Origin of the sequence: Cohnella rhizosphaerae, assembly GCF_029525575.1 — a bacterium.
In the GTDB taxonomy this organism is placed as follows: Bacteria; Bacillota; Bacilli; order Paenibacillales; family Paenibacillaceae; genus Cohnella; species Cohnella rhizosphaerae.
The window spans coordinates 1,891,812-1,911,907 of record NZ_JAPDIA010000003.1; the positions used below are offsets into that span (position 1 = coordinate 1,891,812).

Here is a 20,096-nt window from a genome sequence, read left to right on the forward strand (position 1 = left end):
GCCCTACAGACCTTTGGCAATAATTGCTGAAGCTCTGTGGGGCTTTCATTTTGAATCCAATCTTTGCGTGGAAGTGCCCGATTTGAATCTCAAAATGAAAGGGTTAGTAGAGAGCTTTATTTTCACATATTGCTACCCAAAGCTGTTTTGAGGAGATGATATCTTGAAAGCGGATTTGTTGAGGTACAGTATGCAAATTGCGATGCTGAGGCAGCTACTGACACTTTCCTTAATAAGTGAACAAGAATTCGTTTTGATTAAAAACAGAACAATGCGAGACTATGGTATTTATTCAGACCTTACTTCCAGGTAAGCCATGTGTCACACACGGAAGGGCTTTAAAGCCAAATTCGCACATTTGTTGAATTCGCCTGAATTCATTACGCTTATAGCGTAGAGATCAACTCAGGGGAGGAAACGGCAATGTCATATTCAGTAGAAGTTATAAAGGCAAATCGGAAGCTGTCAGATCGTACAGGCGGGCGCCAAGAAATTCTGAGAGTAGCTCCGTATGCGCGGGTAAGCACAGATACAGAGGAACAACTCAACAGCTACAAATCTCAAGTCTCCTATTACAAAGAGATGATTGGTCAGCGCAACGACTGGATACTGGCAGATATTTATGCGGATGAAGCGATTACGGGTACTCAAGTTAAAAAGCGTGATGATTTTCAGCGATTGATTAACGATTGCTTGAATGGAAAAATTGACATGGTTATCACCAAGTCCATTTCAAGATTCGCCCGAAATACGGTAGACACCTTAAAATATGTGCGCATGCTCAAGGAAAGAAATGTGGCCGTGTTTTTTGAGAAAGAGAACATCAACACCTTAACCATGGACGGTGAATTGTTGCTAACCATCCTAAGCTCAGTAGCTCAGCAAGAAGTTGAAAATATCTCATCCATTGTAAAAATGGGCTTAAAGATGAAAATGCAACGCGGTGAGCTTGTTGGTTTTCAAAGCTGTCTCGGGTATGACTATGATCTCGTAACCAAGCAGATTTCAGTGAATGAAGAAGAAGCCGAGGTTGTTCGATACATTTTTGATCGTTATATTGCTGGCGTTGGAGCCTCGGTGATCGCCAAGGAGTTAACGAAGCTTCCTCATAAAACGAAGCGAGGGAACATGGAATGGGGCGATACTGCAGTGCTCGGTATCATTAAGAATGAGAAATACAAAGGAGATCTTCTTCAAGGCAAAACTTTTACACTCGATCCTATATCCAAGCGCAGACTGGATAACCATGGAGAAGAGGATCAATACTACATCAAGAATCATCACGAGCCAATCGTAAGTGAAGAGATTTTTGAGAAAGCCCAAGATATTTTGTACAGACGGGGAAAGCCTCGTGGGAAGCTTGAAAAAGGCGGCAAACGCGAAAAGTTCAGTCGGAAGTTTACGTTTAGCTGCAAGCTTGAATGCAGATTTTGTGGGAAAAGCTACTCCCGGAGAAGCTGGAACAGTAAAACAACCTACGCAAAAGTCATTTGGCAATGTGTCTCTTTCTCGAAAAAAGGAAAGAAATATTGTCCTCATAGCAAAGGGATTGAAGAAAAAATAATTGAGGGCGCTTTTGTCGAAACGTACAATAGGGTCTGCGGCAATCATAAGGATGTGTTGGATGAGCTTCTGTTAAGGATGGAGTCAGTACTTGGTGAGCAACAGCATCAGAAGCAGTTAATCAAAGTTAAGCACGAAATCCAGGCTCTTGAACAAAAACGTTCTAATCTGATTGATCTCCATCTGGATGAGAAAATTGATCGCTCCACTTACGAACGTAAATATGATGAACTGGAGTCCACGTTAACAGCACTAATTGAAGTGAGAGAACAACTGGAGGCATCGGCTCAAGAAGAAATTGACGTTGAAAAAAGATTGCAACAATTTCGTAACGTGCTTCAGAGCAATACCGTCCTTACTGAATTTGATCGCAATGTATTCGAAAGTGTTATTGAAAAGGTTATAATGGGAGAAGAACAGGATGACGGTAGCGTAGAGCCGTATCAATTAACCTTTGTATTCAAAACCGGCTTTAAGAGCGGTATTCAAGGCAAGAGCGGAGTGAAAAGCCCAAAAAAAGCTGGCAGTAGCAGAGAGGAATGATGCATGTCCCCATATCCCAGACAACACATGTGGAGTCGGTGGCTTTGTTGGTGAAGGATCGAATATGAACTGGTCTCTAAAGTACGGTTGGATTTTCAATAATGAGCCGAAAAGAACGCTCAGGAAAATCACGAGGTTATTAATGACAGCCTCCCCTGTGTTATAATGTGTTATCGAGTGACAATGGAGGGATCATGATGATCCTCAAAAAAATGGATCCACAAGCCGCGAGTACGATAAAATCCATCCTTCAAAAACTCAACATAAATAACCCTCGTGTATGGATTGACCTTGAAAAGCAAACTGTGGAAGCTCAAGAAGACGACTATTCCGTTGATGATCTTTTGGAAGCGGCAGGCACTTTAACGCCTGAACGAGGGAAAGAGCTTCTTAAAGAAGTGGGCCAATCGCGTGAGGAATGGAATGCATGAGCAGAGGGTATCTCCTGGACACGAATATTGCGATTGCGATTCTTATTAACGAGAGTAATGTAATCGATTTTGTTCAACAGGCCTCCCGCGATAAAATGCCGATTTATTTTTCGGCAATTACGATTTCTGAGGTATTTGCAGGGTTAAAGCACGAGGAACGACTGCGTGCAGAAAAGCTGTTTACATCAAAAAGATGTATAGATGTTACGGCCGAAATTGCAAAATTGGCTGGAACGCTTCGTAGGGATCTTATAAGCAAGGGACGTAAGTTAAAAACGCCGGATGCGCTTATTATTGCTACGGCGTCAGTATTTGAACTTACATTAGTTTCTAGAGATTCTGACATGAAATTCATCGAGCAAGAATTGGGTATCCCACGATTGAATATAGATATAGTTTAAGTTTAAGCTTAACCGTCTCTTCTACTATAAGTTGGAGAGCCGGTTTTTTAATATCAATTTACTCCCCTGTGATAGAATGGATACGACCAAATCTTTTAATTCAGGAGACGGTATGAGTAGCGATCTGGAACAACAATTATTTAGAGCTTTGAAAGAAATAGAAGCTCTTAAACAGGAGAATCGTTCCTTGAAGCTCCAACTTTTCAACTATACAAATCTTAAGGAAACGACACCTCCGGCACAATATTTACCTAAAACTGCAAATGAACAAGAACCAACATCTAAGAGCAATGTACATGCAAAATCTAGTTCTGAAGAAAAAATAGCACTGTTTCGTTCTCTATTTCGTGGGAGAGAGGATGTTTATCCCGTTCGCTGGACGAACAAAACCGGAAAAGCGGGGTATTCGCCAGCTTGTAAGAACGAGTGGACAGTTGTATGTAAAAAAGCCGCAAGTCAAATGCTCGGAATGCATACATCAGGCATTTGAACCTATATCTAATGAAATTATCTCCCGACATCTCGATGCAAAGAAAAATCGTACCATTGGTGTATATCCTATGCTTCAAGATGAAACTTGTTGGTTTGTTGCCATGGATTTCGATAAGCAAAATTGGCAGCAAGATGCTGTCGCTGTATTGGAAACTTGCAAGGAGTGGGACATTCCGGTTGCACTTGAACGTTCCCGTTCGGGGAATGGCGGACATGTTTGGATATTTTTCAATCAACCGATTGAAGCCGTCTTTGCAAGGAAATTGGGGTGCGCCATATTAACGAAGACGATGGAACGCCGGTACCAGATTTCATTAGATTCATATGATAGATTGTTTCCGAACCAAGATACGCTGCCAAAAGGCGGCTTTGGAAACTTGATTGCACTTCCTCTTCAGGGAGGCCCTCGCAGGGAAGGAAATAGTGTATTCGTGAACGAGACTTTCCAGCCATATGAGGATCAGTGGAGTTATCTAGCGGGAATGGAGAAGCTTCCGATAGAACGAGTTCAGCATTTAGTTTATGAAATGACAAAAGGAGGCTCTTTGCTCAGCACGGGTACTTGGAATGAAAATAACGATCAGGACCTGTTCTGGTCAACTACGGGGATAAATGAGCATTCCGATTTAATTTCGGGTGCGTTGCCGTCAAACGTAAACGTCATTTATTCCAATATGATCTACATCGAGAAAAAGGAGCTGCCACCGGCTTTTATTAAGCGGCTTCAAAACTTAGCAACATTTCAGAATCCGGATTTTTATAAAACGCAAGCAATGAGGCTTCCTACGTATGGTAAGCCAAGGGTTATCGGTTGTTACGAGGATTATGCAAAATATATCGCCCTACCTAGAGGCTGCTTCGAAATGATGATGGACTTGATGAATGCCCATCAAATCGAGACAAACATTTCGGATGATCGTAACGCTGGAAATTTAATTGATGCTGACTTCACCGGAACGCTTTCCATGCTGCAGGACGGCGCGGCGAGGACTATTTTGGCGCATAACACAGGAATTCTTTCGGCAACAACTGCATTTGGGAAAACGGTAGTAGCGGCCTCGATCATTGCATCTAGGAAGGTAAATACATTGGTGCTCGTTCACAGAAGAGAACTCATGGACCAATGGAGAGAGCGAATTGGCACTTTTCTGAATCTCGATAAAAAAGAATATTGGCATTGTTGGAGGAGGCAAAGATAAAAGAACCGGAATCGTGGATATTGCGGTCATTCAAAGCTTAAATCAAAAGGGAAATGTGAAGGAATACGTGGAAGAGTACGGACAAATCATTGTGGATGAATGTCACCACATTTCGGCGTTCAGCTTCGAACAAGTGCTGAAAAAAGCAAAGGCTCAATATGTCTTAGGCTTAACCGCAACTCCGACAAGACAAGACGGGCATCAGCCGATTGTCTTAATGCAATGCGGCCCGATTCGAGTAAAGATTGACCCTAAGTCGCAAGCGCAAGCTCGCGGGATTGAACATAAAGTGGTTCCGCGATATACAAATTTCCGTTTACCGGAAGCAAGTGGTTATGACATTCAAGACATATATCATCAACTGACGCAAGACGAGGAGCGCAATGATATGATTTTTGACGACCTGCTCGTAGCCTTAGAACAAGGCAGGTCACCACTCTTGTTAACGGAACGCACAGCACATCTGGAGTATTTTGAGAACCGATTAAAGGGGTTTGCTAAGAATGTGATCGTCATGCGCGGGGGGATGGGGAAGAAACAGCGTGAAGCATTACGAGAGCGAATCGGCAGCATACCTGTTTCTGAGGAACGGGTATTTATAGCAACAGGTAAACTGATTGGCGAAGGTTTCGACGATGCGAGGCTAGATACCTTATTTTTGGTGCATCCCATCTCTTGGAGAGGGACGCTTCAACAATATGCAGGCCGGCTTCATCGGATTCACCAAAGCAAAGAAGATGTGCAGATCTACGACTATATAGATCTGCAAGTCCCTATACTCATGAGCATGTATAAGAAAAGGGTTAAGGGTTATCAGGCGATGGGATATAAAGGTATGAGTTTGTAGCCTGTAAACCAAATTTTTTGATGTCTAAACGCCTAAACTTACATCAATATGATGACGATGATGATGAATGGGAATCCTATCGGTACGTTCTGAGATGTAAGCGTTCGGAGCTAAACTATCGAAAGGCCCTTTTTTGCGCCTAATGATATTTACTTCATCAACCTTTTCGAAAAATACGATATTTCATTTTTATGATAGTAGAGGACTTGACGTGGCAGCCAGCTCCAAGGAAGAGCTAAGAGACCTTTATTTGAAACGAAATGATTGGATATTGAAATACGATCGTAAGAGAATCGACTCTATGTTCATGGAAGAAGATTAATTCAGTCTTGTCTATACGATGAGGATGAAACGGTGGGATATGATGGAGAGAAGGCACTGCAAAGCCATCATTGAATGGGATAAGGATAAAGACCCGAGCAAATTTTCATTAAACGAATGGCTTCGCGATATTGTCGTCATATTCGGTGAAGTCGTCGGCAAGACCATTCATGGCGATGCATGGACTGTCTTGGTTCGCGTTAAAGAAGTGGTCGATGAATCGCATACCTATGCAGATGTCACTTTTGTCGTAGACGAGGCACCGTGGCACTTGCTTGAGCCAGGATTCAGCTTCAAATTATGGGCTGGGAGGGAGATTGCTGGCGTCACCATTTTATAATGCGATCTTGATAACGTAACTACCCCCGAACCGAACACGGTTCCGGGGGGTTCTTATTCCACACTCATTTTCGCCATACACAATCTCTTAGGCCAAAGCTTGTTCGACTTCCTTGATTAACCCGTTTGCATCAATTTCATCAGGGTATTGGATCTCTTTGCCGTTAATGAATACGGTCGGCACCATCTTCACACGACGTTTAATGGCTTCTGCAATAATGCTTAAACTTAAGTCGATGTTATCGGGTTGTTCCTGTAGCCCGTACTCTTCGGTTAACATTTTTTTAATCGAATGGCTGTCGGATTCGCTCCACTGGCTTTGTTTGGCGAATAAATCCTTCATAAGCGCGTAGACTCGCTCGGGATCCTTATAGTCTAAAAAAAGCGTTCGCCAGTGTGCCGTATAAAAGCATTTCGCGCGGTTTGTCATAGTGTTTAACCACATATTGAACTTGTCCGTTTTCGATATAAGAAGGCAATGTTTCATCGGCAGATTGAAAAAATGTTGCGCAATACGGGCACGCCAAATTTAAGAACACTTCTACTTTTACAGGCGCATCTTCCTTGCCATAGCTTAAAAATGCATTTTCGATAACTCGTGTCATGTTCAATCCCCTTTGCTTGATGTTACCTGGAATGATGGACTCGTAGTCATGGCTAATTATTGCTGGCTTGCCATGATTATATCATCATTCAGTTGTATCCCCGTCTTCCGGTTTAATCATCTGAGCAACCAGCCGCTTTGACCAAAAGGTACAGATCCTCTTGATTGGAGGAGGCTGTACCTTTTTCTTGCATACTGGATTGATTATGTGACGAAAGTGATGACCGCTGTCACTACTAGACATGAGTCAAACAACGTAATATCAAAATATAGGAATCTATGCCGGATCTGGCAACTGTGATATTGGATCATTGTTGAAGGGCGCGAGCTTGCCAACATTGACGAGACGTGACATCTCTTTAAGTTAAATTTTCGACAAACAATCTGTATCACACAATTTGGAGGGAACTGTATGAATCGTTTACATGGCAAAGTTGCATTCGTATCGGGAGGGGGGCCGAGGAATCGGCGCGGCGGCAGCGCTGGAGCTGGCCCGGCTTGGGGCTAAGGTTGCCGTCAATTATGTGCGCCAGGCGCAGTCGGCGCAAGCTGTCGTGGATCAGATCCGGCAAGCCGGGGGAGAGGCGGCGCTCGCCAAAGCGGACGTGCGCGATCCCGAACAAGTAAGGGAAGCACTGGATTCCATTCGGGCAGCATGGGGCGATATCGACATTCTGGTGAACAATGCGCATATGTCTTTTGTTATGAAGCCGGTATTGGGGATCCAATGGGAAGAGTTAGCCCAGAAGTTGAACGACGAGATGAAGGCTGCTTTTACATTGACGCAAGCCGTATTGCCTGCCATGATCGAACGGAAATACGGAAGAATGATTTACGTTTCCAGCAATGCGGCCGACACCCCGGTGCCTTATATGGCCGCACACGGCTCGGCCAAGGCGGCGCTTGAAGCGTTCGTCAAATATGTGGCGCTGGAGAGCGCGCCTTATGGGGTGACCGCCAACATCGTTTCACCCGGACTGGTCGAAACGGAAGCGTCAAGCGTAACCCCGGAAGCGGTCAAGCAGCAGATCGCGGCGATGACTCCGATGCAGCGGGTAGCTTTGCCGGATGACCTGTCGGGTGCGATCGCCTTTTTCGCCGGCGAGGAGAGCCGGTTCGTCACCGGCAGCTGCATGAAAGTGAACGGCGGCATACAAATGGATTAATGCCTCCAGCGGACACGTGACCGACAAGGCGCGTTCCCGGGCTCGCAGTCGCCTCTGTCTGGCTCAGTCAGCCGGACAAGGGCGATTTTTACATTTATTTTGCTCTCTCCGTATCGGCAGCCTGGTTTTTGCTGGCTTGCCATGATTATATCATCAATCCGTCGTAGACCCGTCTTCCGGTTTATAATGTCTTAAGGAGCCGAGGCTTCGGCTGCGAGACGATTTCGACAGCGTCCAGATAACTTTAGAGAGGTTTTTGCTATGACAAACCATTCTGGCGTGATCTGCCACGCCCTTTTTTTTATACTGTCGCCCATGGAGGCTGTGACGGATGTCGTTTTTCGCCATGTCGTGAGCGAAGCGGCCAGACCGGATGTGTTTTTACGGAGTTTGCGAATACGGAGAGCTATTGTCACCCGGAGGGGAACCATTCCGTGCGCGGGCGTTTGACTTTTACGGAGGATGAACAGCCCATTGTGGCTCATATCTTGGGATATGGGTTGTCCTGTAGCGAATGTTATAAGAAGAGAAGCCCGGCGAATAACACCAGGGCTTTTAACTTGATTGTATCTGCGCCGATGCTCGACTGCTCCCCCCCCATGGACTGCGCGCTATGTTCGCGCCTGCGACGCACCTCTGGCGACCAGCATATATCCGGCCCCCCCCGAGCCGTAACGATTCGCTCCGGATTGGCGGGGTCGGTCTCGATTTTTTTGCGTAAATTGCTGATGTGTACGGCGACCGTTCTCGTATCCTCGAGACTTTCCGTTCCCCAGATGAGCTGGAACAACGTTTCGACAGGGACGATCCGATTCACGTTTTGGGCCATATAGGACAGCAGGCTGAACTCTTTTTTTCGATAAAAAAGATGGTTTTGCTGCCCATGTTGACGGACTGTGCGTAGTAATCCAGCGTCAAACCCGGGAGCTGCAGCAGCTGTTCATGTCTGCCCGTCGACACTCTGCGAAGGTGCGCCTTGATCTTGGCCATGAGCACGCCCGGGCTGAACGGTTTGGTCACGTAGTCGTCGCCGCCATCGGATAGGGCGCTGATTTTTACCTCGTCTTCCTCACGGCTGCTCAGAAACACGATCGGCGCATTCGTGCGGCTGCGCGCGTTCCTGCACCAGTCAATGCCGTTTTCGTTAGCCAAGAGGACATCCAGTACAATCAAATCCGGCTCGAAGGACGCCAGCAGCTTCATGGCTTCTGCCCCGTTATGACTGCAGGCGGACAGGAAACCCTCCCGCTCGCAATACACCTGGACAATCTCGCAAATATGGGGATCGTCATCGACGATCATGATTTTGTGCGCGTCCGCCACATCGTCACCTTCCTTCATTTACAGTGCAAGGAAGCGATACATAGAAGATCGACCCCGTCTTGCCGTCGCTCTCCGCTCGAACCGTGCCGCCGTGCGCTTGTACGATTTCTCTGCAAATCGCAAGCCCGAGCCCGCTGCCCGCTATGCCTTTCTCCAAGCCCGGCCGATCATACCTGTAATTGCGATCGAAGATTTGCTCAAGCTGATTCGCGGGAATACCCGTGCCGGAGTCTTGTACGCTAATGATCGCACAGCGGGTACCCTTGACCTCGTCTACTGCCAGCGCAAGACGCACCAGCCCGCCTCTGGCGGTGAATTTCATCGCGTTCGACACCAGATTAAACAAAGCCTGCTCCAATCTTTGCGCATCCAGCTCGACAACAGGCGAGCGAAGTCGTTGATCATCCGTACTTCCATCTCCGATATCCAGCATAAAATGGAGCCCTGCGTCGCGGACGACCAACTCATATTGTTCAAAAAAAGCCGCGCAAAAAGCGAGTCACAGCTACCGGCTCCATGCGGTAAGAAACTTGTCCCGTCTCCAAATGCGACAGGAAGGACAACTCCTCGATCATGCGGTTAATCCGGATCGTGTTATCCTGGATATACTTCAGGTACTGTTCGTTCCTTTCCGGCTTGACGCTGTCCTGTACGGCTTCTACATAACCAAGCATGCTGGACAGCGGCATACGCAGATCGTGCGTAATATAGGCCAGGAGCTTTTTCCTCCCCTGCTCGGAGTGAAGCAGCCGGTCATACGAAGTGCGGAGATCATCGTGGGCTGCGGACAAGGCCTGCGTACGTTCCTGCACGGTCCGCTCCAAATTCGTATTCAATTCGGTCAGCTTGTCGTTCGCATACAGCAGCTCGCGCGCAATTCTCTCCTCGTTCGATGCCGCCCTCGTAAATCTGGATGAGAGCAGCATCATCTGCGCGATCGTAAATATCAACAGACCAAGCGGAGATAGATTTCCGATCAGCGACCAGCCGTTGTAATATAAAAAATCGTCGATCACCGTCACTAACGTAATCGCCGACACGACAAGGAAGATTAACGCACTATCCTGACGCCGCACGGCCGCCTGGACCAGCCCGACCATCAGGTACACCATGTGCAGAACAACGATTGCGCCGATCGTCAGCAGCAGTTTCGAATAGATGAGCGCAGGGGTCGTCACAACTACAAGACAGAGTGCGCCGGTTGCGATCCGGGAGCCAAGACGAAACCATCGCGACACATAATGGGGGAAAATGCAATCAAAGTACATCGTGATGATATAACCGCTGACGCAAAGGATCAGATATTCGATCTTGAACTGCAATTCCCACGGGAAACGAGGAAACAATTGCGTAAGCATCAGCTCGCCGACCAGCAAGGACCGGATACCGAACATCATGCTGAACAGACCGAAATACAACGGCGCCCTGTCCTTGCGTCGCTGCACGAACAACAGCAGATTATACAAGCCGATCACCAGCAGGCTTGCCGTTATGAATGTCTCTGCGGCAACGCTCAGGTTTGTCCGGGTCGTTAACGCGTCACTGCCGCCCAGCTCTATGAACTTGGTGATGCCGCCTCGCTTATGCTGGAAGTTCGCGACCTGCATAACCAGCTCTACCGTGCTGCCGGCAGGCTGGAAGAACACCAGCTTCGTTGCCAGACGCGGCGTCACGCCGTTCTTGTCCCGACCAACCACGCCGACTTCGGCCAGCAGGGCCCCGTTCACCCATAATTTATACGCATGAAAAATGCTGGGCAGCCGCAGCGCAAGCCGCTCATTCCGATCCTGCTCGCCAAGCGAAATGACCAACCGATAGGTTGCAAAGCCTTCTCCGTTGAGTACATGACCGTCCAACGAGTAGCCTAGCCAGGATCCGGGGGATGTCGATATAGCGATCCGTCTTTTCCCCTCGTTCCATACGGCTTCGTATATCCGCCGGCGACAGCAGCTCCTGCCAGTAGAATGCCCATTCTCCTTTTAATTTGATCGGATTCTCACTGACATGAACCTGCGTTACATCCAGCATGCCTGCTTCACTTTGGAGCTTGGGGGCTTCCGGCGCAGACACGACTGCATAGCTGGCGACCAGGCCGACAACAACGACTATCGCGATAGGAAGCAGGATAGAACGAGAACCGAAACGCAGAATGCGCCTCATTATGAATTCGACCCCAATCTACAAAATACGCTAAATAATAGTGGTTTCCTTTATGATAGCATCGCGCAAGGAAATGTGGGAATAGCGTCGATAAAATCTCGCGAATCGCTCGAACTTAAAGTTTTCTTTGTAATACACGAGTTGCCTCAGCCCCTCTGCTAGAATGAAAGGAGAAAAATCGACATTTTTTTCCTGTATCCAGCTGCTAGAAGGGATGAATAAGTGTGAACAAGGCGACAAAATGGGGATGGAAGTCGAAATCGCGGATTTTGACGTGGATGTTGCTCATCAGCATGATCGTGACTATACTGCCTGCGCAGCAGGCGACAGCGGCCGCGCTACCGGCGCAGCTAGTGGCCGCGTCCGAATTGCCTGCGCAGCAGGCGGCCGCGTCCGAGCCAGGCGGATTCCAGGATGTGCGTTCGACGGACTGGTTCTACGATGCGGCCGACTATGTCCGGAAGAATGGCATATTCAGCGGAACGGGAAGCGGCGTCTTCTCGCCCAAAGGGACGATGACGCGCGCCATGTACGTGACGGCGCTTGGAAGAATGGCAGGCGTGGATGCCGAAGCGTATTCGGCCTCGACCTTTGCGGATGTGCAGGCGGGGATTTGGTATGCGCCCTATGTAGCGTGGGCGGTTAAGCAAGGGATCACGTCCGGCACGGGCCAGGAGCGTTTTTCCCCGGATGCGAACGTATCCCGGGAACAGATGGCGACGATGACTTTGCGGTATTTCGAAAGCTATCGGATTCCCTATCAAACTGGCGATCGCGTAACGACGGAGCCGGGCGATCTCGACGATGTATCTCCTTGGGCGGCGGATGCAGTCGTGAAGCTGTGGCAAGCAGGGGTATTCCTCGGGGACAGAAACGGCAATTTCAATCCGCATGCCCAGGCGTCTCGCGCGGAAGCGGCTGTTCTCTTCATGCGCAACGACGCGATTGTGGAGGCATGGGCACACCAAAATCAAGCGACACCGACACCGACGCCAACATCAGATACGATTAGCGGCGGCAGCGGCCAACCGACGCCCGAACCTACGAGCAGCGGCCAACCGACGCCCGAACCTACGAGCAGCGGCCAACCGACGCCCGAACCTACGAGCAGCGGCCAACCGACGCCCGAACCTACGAGCAGCGGCCAACCGACGCCCGAACCTACGAGCAGCGGCCAACCGACGCCCGAACCTACGAGCAGCGGCCAACCGACGCCCGAACCTACCGACAACGGCGGCGAGATCCCTGCATATACGCTTTCGTTCGAGAGCAACGGAGGCACGGCGATCGCGGATCAGGAGGTGCGGCAAGGAGAGGCGCCGAGCCGGCTGCCTGCTCCGGTGAAGGAAGGGTATATTTTCCAAGGCTGGTTCAGGGACAGCGATTTGTCGCTCATATTCGCGGAGGGCAGTACGGTTGCCGCCGATACGAAGCTGTATGCGAAGTACATAGATAACGTGAGCAATGCGGTCCAGCGCACCCCAAGCTACGCGGTGCTGGATGTCGCGCCGGGCTTCACGATCGCTGTCAACGATGCGACCGGCAGTCTGACGGCATCCGAGGTGCAGGCGCGGATGACGATTGAGGATACCGCGAATCCTGACTTCGCGGGGATTGCGGTGACCGGCGCGAACGGTACCTTCACGGTAGCGTCCGCAGCCGAAGACGGTCAGTTCACGGAAGGTCACACCTATCAACTTACGTTGACGGACGACAACCTCGCCTTCCAGGGTCAAGATTCGACGACGAGCATCTATGTTTTTAGCGTTGCCAAGCAAGACGCCATGAATATCCCGTTGAATCCGGACATGATCTATCTGCCCTTCGCGGAAGTCTCGGATATGATGCTGGACGGCGCGGAAGCCGGTTCGCCCGCGATTCCGGTCGTCACGACGACGGTGGGCGACGGCGATACCGGTCTTCCCGCGGCGAATGCGGGCAGCGGAACGTTCACGTATACCGGAAGCGCCGGGATTCAGGTTGGCGATGCCGTCGCCATCTATGAAGGGGTTCGCCCCGATCTGCGCACGGTAGACACGACCGGCGCCGACGACGGCGATGTCGCCTATGTACAGATTACGGCGATTAGCGGCAGCACCTACACCTATCGTCACGCGGATGCCAAGCAAGTGTTGTTCAAGCCGGATGTTCTGCCTGTGAGCGTAGAGGCGGATACGGATGGAGACCGTGACGACCACGCGATCACGGTCGCGCATACCGCGATGAACTACAGCGACAGTCTGTATGCGCCGCTGGGCTTGAGCGAACTCACCACCGTCGATGCGGGCGATTTTATCGCTTTCTACGAGGGTCAATTCAAGGAAGAAGATGCCGCGGTCATCGGTTATGGGCGTATTACGTCGATTACGCCTATGGCGGAGATGGATGTCATTACGTACACCGATGCTTCAGTCGAAGACATCGAGCATGTTTTCGACATCTATCGGCAGCAAGCGATCGACGGCGGCCTGCTGTTGTCGGATGAACAGATTGCGAAGCTCGAAGATCAGATTGAGCGGCAAGCGACAGCCAGCGGATTCGTCGACCAAGCCGCGGACTATCTATCTGCGCTGGCCATGAAGACGAATGCATTCAAGACACAGATGGAGGTGAATGTACTTTCGGCCTCAAAAGGCGCGGGCGAAGTCAGCGTGGAGAATCTGACCGTCACAGCTTCGCTTGGTACGACATTGAAGCATATAAACGGACAAACCTCCGGCGTAAGCGCTACGCTTCAAGTCGAAGCCGATATTGTCATTCGAATCAATGAAGAAAGCGACCTCGTCATCCATATGACCGGTACATTCCTTGAAGAAATGAGCTTGCATCTCGGCGTCAACGGGGAGACGGAGTGGGGAGAAGCATGTCTTTGGTTTGTCTGCATCCCCTACCCGAGTGACTATACGGTCACCGCTAATCTGGACGCTTATACGTATACCGGGATCAACGTTACGGCGGAGATCGCCACCGTCGAACACGACAAGCTGCAGGATGCGCTGGATGACTGGGACGAAGCCGTTACGGGCGGCAAGCTGGGCAAGGTGCGTGACATCGCGACGGAAATTAAAGCGTTAATCGACGGTGTGCAGGATACCGGCGTAGACGATGCGTCGCTGCTGGCGCAGTATCAGGAAATGATGGAGAACGAGACGGATTGGGTACCATTAATCAAAAAAAGAGCTCGTAAGCAACAGCACGCGCGTGGCGTATGGTATTGTTGAAGTCAACTTTACGGCAACGTTCGTCGTCAACGCCAATGTAAACCTGACGATCGGGGCCGATTTCAACTATACGACCGCCAAGCGCTACTCGGCTGCCCTGCACGTGCTTGGCTTCACAGGCTCGAGCAGCACCGTAAGCCTGCCGGGTGACGGCAATTACCAGTTCACCTTCTATGTCATGGGGACGCTCGGATTGCGGGCGGGCATACAGCTGGAGCTTAAAGCGGGGGTCGGAAGCGTCAAGCTGAACAGCATCGGGCTGTCCGTAGAACCCGGCGCTTACGTGAATCTGTGGGGGTACTTCTACTATCAGTTGAAGCAGCTGAACGGGGTGCAGTCCACCCGGTCTCTAGGTGCGCTCTATATAGAGATCGGCATCTATCTGGAGAGTGCAGTAGGCGCCCAATTGGGCGACGGACTGCTCTCGGCCAGCATACCGGTGTACGACAACGCATGGCCGCTGTATTCGGTAGGGGAGCAGCAGCATGTCGTCGACTTTGCCTATACGCAGGATAAGGCGCCCGTAGTGAACTTGGCGGGTTCCGCGTCATCCATCGCCGTGCCGGAGACGCTGTTCACGATGCGCACGTTTGATCTGAAGACGGGCGAGACGAATACTCGGGTGTATGACCGCTCAAGATTCGACATCCAGGTGGACCATGCGAATTTTAGATATAAACCGACGACCGGGAGGATCGAAGTGGTGAACCGGGACATTCAGGTGAGCGAGGGCAACCTGGTCATCACCTGGAAGGGCGCGCCGCTGTCGTACTCGTCAGCTTCGCTCACGCGCAAGATTCCGTTGAACTGGTTGGCCAGAGTGGGCGACTATATTCTCCAGCTGGATCCGCAAAACGGCGGTGTGACCCAGGTGGTCGCCGCTCCGTATAACGCGGCGATCAGCGTGGACACGCCGGTATATCCGGGATACACCTTTGACGGCTGGTACTGGTCGATCTCCGGTGGCACGAAGACGACGATTCCGAGCCATATGCCTGCCGAGGATCGGAATTTGATCGCGCACTGGATTCCGAACAAGAATACGCCGTATACCGTGCAGCATTATTTGATCGACCCGAACACCAGGACATCGACGTCGCCTGCGGCTACGGAAATGTTGACCGGCACAACCGGCGCGGAGATTCGAATCGCCTCCGACAGGTTCAAGAACCAAGGTTATGCGACAGGTACGGCAAGCGGCGTGTCGATAAAAGGGGACGGCTCGACGGTCGTCAGGGTCGATTACTATCCGGTGAATCGAACGATGACCTTCGATTGGGCTTATCCGGGGGGCGCCCGGAAGTTCGGTAACGGAAGCCGTCGGCAAGAACATCGCATCGCGTATACCGGTGCCGACAAGGCCGGGATATACGTTCTCCGGCTGGTCGCCGGAGGTTCCAGGTGCGATGCCGGCTTCGGACACCGCCTATGCCGCGAAGTGGACGGCGAGAGAGGACACGCCTTATCAGGTCGTCTACTTGCTGCAAAATATCGGAAGCGACACCTATACGGTGGCGGATACGGAATCGTATCGCGGCACAACCGATACCACGGCAAGCCTGACGAATCCGACCAGGTCCTATGAGGGCTTTACGTTCAACGACAGCGTACCGGGGACTGTGTTGTCGGCTCCGATCGCAGGCAGAGGCACAACGGTGCTGAAGCTGTACTACAAGCGCAACAGCTACGCCATGACGATCAATTACAATGGCTCCGGCGATACGACCAAGGTCGTTAACGTACCGCTTGGAGCAACGATTGGGTTATACCTTGGCGCTCCGACCCGGCAGGGTCATGCATTCACGGGATGGTCGCCCGCTTCTCCGGCTACGATGCCCGCGCGCGATGTCGAGTTTACCGCTCAGTGGACGTTGAACAACAACACGGTGAGCTTCAACAGCAACGGCGGGTCGGCGGTGGCTGACCAGACGGTCGGTTACGGCTTCCAGGCAAGCGAACCGGATGAACCGACGAAGAACGATTTGGTGTTCGCCGGCTGGTACAGCGACAGCGCGCTGACGAGCGCCTACGACTTCGCGGCACAGGTGACGGCAGATCTCACGTTGTATGCGAAGTGGCTGCGCAGTTACACGGTGAGCTTCAACAGTAACGAAGGGTCGGCGGTGGCTGATCAGACGGTGAACGAAGGAAACAAGGCTGCGGCGCCCGGCGCACCGACGAAGGAAGGCTTTGTGTTCGGCGGCTGGTACAGCGACAGCGGCTTGACGAACGCCTATGACTTCGAGACGACGGTCGTGACGGGCAGCTTCACCTTATATGCAAAATGGACGCTTGCTCCGAAAAACAGCTACACGGTGAGCTTCAACAGCAACGGCGGCACGGCGGTGGCGGATCTGACGGTAGAGGAAGGTGCGGTGGCTGCGGCACCCGGCGCACCGACGAAGAACAATTACACGTTCGAAGGCTGGTACAGCGACAGCGGCTTGACGAGCCGCTTCAGCTTCTCGACGACACCGATCGCGACAAACCTCACGCTGTATGCGAAGTGGACGCTTAACGCCTACACGGTGAGCTTCAACAGCAACGGCGGATCGTCGGTGACGAACCAGACGGTGAGCTATGACGGCCATGCGACGGCGCCATCCGCACCGACGAGGAGCGGTTACACGTTCGGCGGCTGGTATAGCGACGCCGGTCTGAGTACGGCCTACAGCTTCACGACACCGGTGAGGTCCAACCTCACGCTGTACGCGAAGTGGACGGCGATGTACAAGGTCAGCTTCAACAGCAACGGCGGATCGCCGGTGGCCGACCAGACGGTGGCAAGCGGCGGCCAGGCTGCCGCGCCTGCCGCACCGACGAAGGACGGTTATACGTTCGTCGGCTGGTACAGCGATTCCGCACTGAGCGAAGCTTATCTCTTCACGGAGAGACAAGTGGTCGCCAACCTCACGTTGTATGCGAAGTGGTCATTTAACAGCTATACGGTGAGCTTTGACAGCAACAACGGACCGACCGTCGTGAGCCAGACGGTGATTCCCGGCGGCAAAGCTGCGGCACCTGCCGCGCTGAAGTGGGTCGGCTACAGGTTCGGCGGTTGGTACAGCGATCCCGCGTTGACGAACGCCTATGACTTCTCGGCAGCGGTGAATGCAGACATGACCCTGTACGCGAAGTGGACGATGACCTCGTGGCTCAATCTTGGCGACGCGATGGAAGCGGGCGTGAATCATCAGTCCAATGTCGTCATCGACAGCCAAGGCACGCCTTATGTTGCTGTACTGACCTGGAGCAAAGAGGTATTCGTGAAGAAATACGTGGAAGCGGCAGGCGAGTGGCAGATCGTCGGCGGTCCGACCGCCCTCGATCAGTCGTGGGCGCAGGTTGGCGTAACGCTTGCCATCGACAGCCAGGATACGCTTTACGTTGCTTATATCGGTTCAGCCATGAAAACTATCGTTAAGAGATATAGGGGGAGGGGCTTGGGAAACGGTAGGCAGTATAGCGGAATTTGGAGACCATATCTCCATTGCGTTCGACGAGGATGACACGCCTTATATGTCTTATATCGATGTCTCTCAGAGCTCGTTCCAGTACGTACACGTGGTGAGGCTTCAAGACGGCAACTGGCAGAAGATACAGACTGGCATAGGGGCGAGAGGCGCGAATCATTCAGTCATCGCGCTGGACCCAAGCAACGCGCCTTACTTGTTCTATACGTATTATAACGTCGGGAACCCGGTTAAAGCTGCCGTGGCGAAATACGAGGGCCAGAGTCTTACGCGGAATTTTCTCAGTGAGCCCCCGATACCAAGCGGTTATTGGAGCGCATCCTTCGCGCTTGATCCGGGCGGCGTACCTTATATGGCCTATACGAACAATGCCAAGCTGGCGGTGGCGAGATATACGGGCTCCGCGTGGGAGGCTGTAGGCACTGCCGACTTCCCGATCCAAGACAATGGCGGAGTCCTATACGCAAGTATCGCCTTCGACAGCCAGGGTACACCTTATGTTGCATATCGGGACGTGGCAAACGGCAACCGGGTGACTGTGATGAAATTCGAGAACATGAGTTGGAGCGTCGTAGAGTATGCCGGCATCTCCGCCGATAATGCAGAGTGGGTCAACCTCGCCATAGACAGCACGGACAACATCTATGTGAGCTATTATGTGGCAACAGGCAACGGCGCATTAGGCGGTAAAGTGACCGTGCTGAAGTATGATCCGGACTTGCATTAACCTTAAACCGATCAAACGAGCAGAACAGCCTACTCCCGTCGGAGTAGGCTGTCGTTCAAGCTGCCCTGCCGTTGACTTATCCGACATTCAAGGGCATTGGGCAGAAGAAGGTTAAGGAAAGAAGGTGATGTTGTGGCGGACGCGCACAAAATCATGATCGTCGATGACGATCCCCATATTTGCGAGATTGTCCAGGTGTATTGCGAGCGGGAGGGTTTCCTGTCCGCCTGCAGTCATAACGGGGCAGAAGCCATGAAGCTGCTGGCTTCCTTCGAGCCGGATTTGATTGTACTGGATGTCCTTTTGGCTAACGAAAACGGCATTGATTGGTGCAGGAACGCGCGCAGCCGCACGAATGCGCCGATCGTGTTTTTGAGCAGCCGCGAGGAAGACGAGGTGAAAATCAGCGCCCTATCCGATGGCGGCGACGATTATGTGACCAAGCCGTTCAGTCCGGGCGTACTCATGGCCAAGATCAAGGCGCACCTTCGCAGAGTGTCGACGGGCAGACGGGAACAGCTGCTGGAGCTGCCGGGTTTAACGCTGGATTACTACGCACAGTCCGTCAACAGGGGAAGCGAAACGATCTTTTTTATCGAGAAAAGAATTCAGTCTGTTGTCCTATATGGCCCAAAACGCGAATCGTACCGTCAGTGTCGATGCGTTGTTTCAGCTCGTCTGGGGAATGGAGAGTCTGGAGGATACGAGAACGGTCGCTGTGCATATCAGCAATTTACGCAAAAAAAATAGAGGACGATCCCGCTAATCCGGAGCGAATCGTTACGATTCGAGGCACGGGATATATGCTCATGGCCAAAGGTGCGCGTGACGATATTAGTAATAAGGGGTGAATGACGTGAATGTAAAGTCGGTGCAGCCGGTCAGTGGTTATTTCAAAACGATGCAGCCATACAAGGACGCACGCGCGGCGATGGATCAGTCGCGTGTGACAGCGATTCGAGGTACACTCATGCTGGGCAAGAAGCTGCGCACCGATGAAATGGACTACTTGCAGCGGCACGATCCCAGTCTGCATCAGCAAGCCATGAGCCTCTCGATGGAACGCCAAGCGTACGAGGACGCCTTGCAGCATAGCCGCAGCAAAGCGGATGCGAACTACTACAACACGTTCAAGCTGATGCAAATTGCCGGGCAGTTGAAGCATGGCGGTTCCGAGGAGCTGCTGATGCGCGCGAACGCGATTCGGGATGCCCATCGCGAGTTTGTGGGATCGAGCAAGTATGCCTCGCTGGGATGAGACGGATATTAAAAAAAATAGCGGCGCA

At 51.5% G+C, this 20,096-nt stretch carries 21 protein-coding genes and 2 pseudogenes; 17 read left to right on the forward strand and 6 right to left on the reverse strand.

What is annotated here, in order from left to right:
• Positions 1–423 precede the first annotated feature (423 nt).
• From OMP40_RS14095 to OMP40_RS14125, 8 genes are all read left to right on the forward strand, one after another.
• The gene (locus OMP40_RS14095) at positions 424–2,106 is read left to right on the forward strand and encodes a recombinase family protein (RefSeq protein ID WP_277532136.1); all 1,683 of its coding nucleotides are present in this window, start codon (positions 424–426) and stop codon (positions 2,104–2,106) included.
• 194 nt (positions 2,107–2,300) lie between these two features.
• On the forward strand, positions 2,301–2,537 hold the full coding sequence (locus OMP40_RS14100; RefSeq protein WP_277532138.1) for a hypothetical protein: 237 nt from the start codon (positions 2,301–2,303) through the stop codon (positions 2,535–2,537).
• The gene (locus OMP40_RS14105) at positions 2,534–2,938 is read left to right on the forward strand and encodes a PIN domain-containing protein (protein ID WP_277532139.1); all 405 of its coding nucleotides are present in this window, start codon (positions 2,534–2,536) and stop codon (positions 2,936–2,938) included. Before OMP40_RS14100 ends, OMP40_RS14105 begins: the two co-directional genes overlap by 4 nt.
• 112 nt (positions 2,939–3,050) lie before the next feature.
• A complete protein-coding gene (locus OMP40_RS14110) occupies positions 3,051–3,428 on the forward strand; it encodes a TOTE conflict system archaeo-eukaryotic primase domain-containing protein (protein WP_277532140.1) in 378 nt (125 codons plus the stop codon).
• Entirely contained in the window at positions 3,373–4,629 is a 1,257-nt protein-coding gene (locus OMP40_RS14115) for a TOTE conflict system archaeo-eukaryotic primase domain-containing protein (protein WP_277532142.1), read from the forward strand. The genes OMP40_RS14110 and OMP40_RS14115 overlap by 56 nt, the downstream gene beginning before the upstream one ends.
• Positions 4,630–4,642: 13 nt before the next feature.
• The gene (locus OMP40_RS14120; RefSeq protein ID WP_277532144.1) at positions 4,643–5,476 is read left to right on the forward strand and encodes a DEAD/DEAH box helicase; all 834 of its coding nucleotides are present in this window, start codon (positions 4,643–4,645) and stop codon (positions 5,474–5,476) included.
• 142 nt (positions 5,477–5,618) lie between these two features.
• Entirely contained in the window at positions 5,619–5,798 is a 180-nt protein-coding gene (locus OMP40_RS41725; RefSeq protein ID WP_420871975.1) for a DUF3885 domain-containing protein, read from the forward strand.
• 39 nt (positions 5,799–5,837) lie between these two features.
• A complete protein-coding gene (locus tag OMP40_RS14125; RefSeq protein WP_277532146.1) occupies positions 5,838–6,137 on the forward strand; it encodes a hypothetical protein in 300 nt (99 codons plus the stop codon).
• An 87-nt stretch (positions 6,138–6,224) separates the two neighbouring features.
• Here the strand turns inward: OMP40_RS14125 and OMP40_RS14130 are convergent, their stop codons facing one another.
• Together OMP40_RS14130 and OMP40_RS14135 are read right to left on the reverse strand one after the other, a co-directional pair.
• Positions 6,225–6,479 carry a DsbA family protein gene (locus OMP40_RS14130; RefSeq protein ID WP_277532147.1) on the reverse strand — a complete coding sequence of 85 codons (255 nt, stop codon included), beginning with the start codon at positions 6,477–6,479 and terminating at the stop codon, positions 6,225–6,227.
• 25 nt (positions 6,480–6,504) lie between these two features.
• The gene (locus tag OMP40_RS14135) at positions 6,505–6,741 is read right to left on the reverse strand and encodes a thioredoxin domain-containing protein (RefSeq protein ID WP_277532149.1); all 237 of its coding nucleotides are present in this window, start codon (positions 6,739–6,741) and stop codon (positions 6,505–6,507) included.
• 424 nt (positions 6,742–7,165) lie between these two features.
• Between OMP40_RS14135 and OMP40_RS14140 the strand changes: the two genes are divergently transcribed.
• Both OMP40_RS14140 and OMP40_RS14145 read left to right on the forward strand, forming a co-directional pair.
• Entirely contained in the window at positions 7,166–7,906 is a 741-nt protein-coding gene (locus OMP40_RS14140; RefSeq protein ID WP_277532150.1) for an SDR family oxidoreductase, read from the forward strand.
• Between the two features lie 284 nt (positions 7,907–8,190).
• A pseudogene (locus OMP40_RS14145) lies at positions 8,191–8,400 on the forward strand (tRNA-dihydrouridine synthase); the annotation flags it as partial.
• A gap of 23 nt (positions 8,401–8,423) precedes the next feature.
• Here OMP40_RS14145 and OMP40_RS14150 read toward each other — a convergent pair.
• From OMP40_RS14150 to OMP40_RS14165, 4 genes are read right to left on the reverse strand one after another with little or no spacing between them, the layout of a single operon-like run.
• Positions 8,424–8,735, reverse strand: coding sequence for a winged helix-turn-helix domain-containing protein (locus OMP40_RS14150; RefSeq protein ID WP_277532152.1), 312 nt, complete (start codon positions 8,733–8,735; stop codon positions 8,424–8,426).
• The gene (locus OMP40_RS14155) at positions 8,720–9,208 is read right to left on the reverse strand and encodes a response regulator transcription factor (protein WP_277532153.1); all 489 of its coding nucleotides are present in this window, start codon (positions 9,206–9,208) and stop codon (positions 8,720–8,722) included. Before OMP40_RS14155 ends, OMP40_RS14150 begins: the two co-directional genes overlap by 16 nt.
• Positions 9,209–9,233: 25 nt before the next feature.
• Complete coding sequence (locus OMP40_RS14160) at positions 9,234–9,662, reverse strand: sensor histidine kinase (RefSeq protein WP_277532154.1); 429 nt, start codon at positions 9,660–9,662, stop codon at positions 9,234–9,236.
• Positions 9,663–9,702: 40 nt separating this feature from the next.
• On the reverse strand, positions 9,703–10,956 hold the full coding sequence (locus OMP40_RS14165; protein WP_277532156.1) for a 7TM diverse intracellular signaling domain-containing protein: 1,254 nt from the start codon (positions 10,954–10,956) through the stop codon (positions 9,703–9,705).
• Between the two features lie 657 nt (positions 10,957–11,613).
• Between OMP40_RS14165 and OMP40_RS14170 the strand changes: the two genes are divergently transcribed.
• From OMP40_RS14170 to OMP40_RS14200, 7 genes and pseudogenes are all read left to right on the forward strand, one after another.
• On the forward strand, positions 11,614–14,610 hold the full coding sequence (locus OMP40_RS14170) for an S-layer homology domain-containing protein (protein WP_277532157.1): 2,997 nt from the start codon (positions 11,614–11,616) through the stop codon (positions 14,608–14,610).
• Positions 14,591–16,195 carry an InlB B-repeat-containing protein gene (locus tag OMP40_RS14175; protein WP_277532159.1) on the forward strand — a complete coding sequence of 535 codons (1,605 nt, stop codon included), beginning with the start codon at positions 14,591–14,593 and terminating at the stop codon, positions 16,193–16,195. The genes OMP40_RS14170 and OMP40_RS14175 overlap by 20 nt, the downstream gene beginning before the upstream one ends.
• A 106-nt stretch (positions 16,196–16,301) precedes the next feature.
• Positions 16,302–18,119 carry an InlB B-repeat-containing protein gene (locus tag OMP40_RS14180; protein ID WP_277533183.1) on the forward strand — a complete coding sequence of 606 codons (1,818 nt, stop codon included), beginning with the start codon at positions 16,302–16,304 and terminating at the stop codon, positions 18,117–18,119.
• A 10-nt stretch (positions 18,120–18,129) separates the two neighbouring features.
• Entirely contained in the window at positions 18,130–18,810 is a 681-nt protein-coding gene (locus OMP40_RS14185; protein ID WP_277532161.1) for a hypothetical protein, read from the forward strand.
• Positions 18,811–18,963: 153 nt separating this feature from the next.
• A pseudogene (locus tag OMP40_RS14190) lies at positions 18,964–19,230 on the forward strand (response regulator); the annotation flags it as partial.
• 205 nt (positions 19,231–19,435) lie between these two features.
• Entirely contained in the window at positions 19,436–19,576 is a 141-nt protein-coding gene (locus OMP40_RS14195) for a winged helix-turn-helix domain-containing protein (protein WP_277532163.1), read from the forward strand.
• Positions 19,577–19,666: 90 nt separating this feature from the next.
• Positions 19,667–20,068: a hypothetical protein gene (locus OMP40_RS14200; RefSeq protein WP_277532164.1), complete on the forward strand. Its 402-nt coding sequence runs from the start codon at positions 19,667–19,669 to the stop codon at positions 20,066–20,068.
• Positions 20,069–20,096 lie beyond the last annotated feature (28 nt).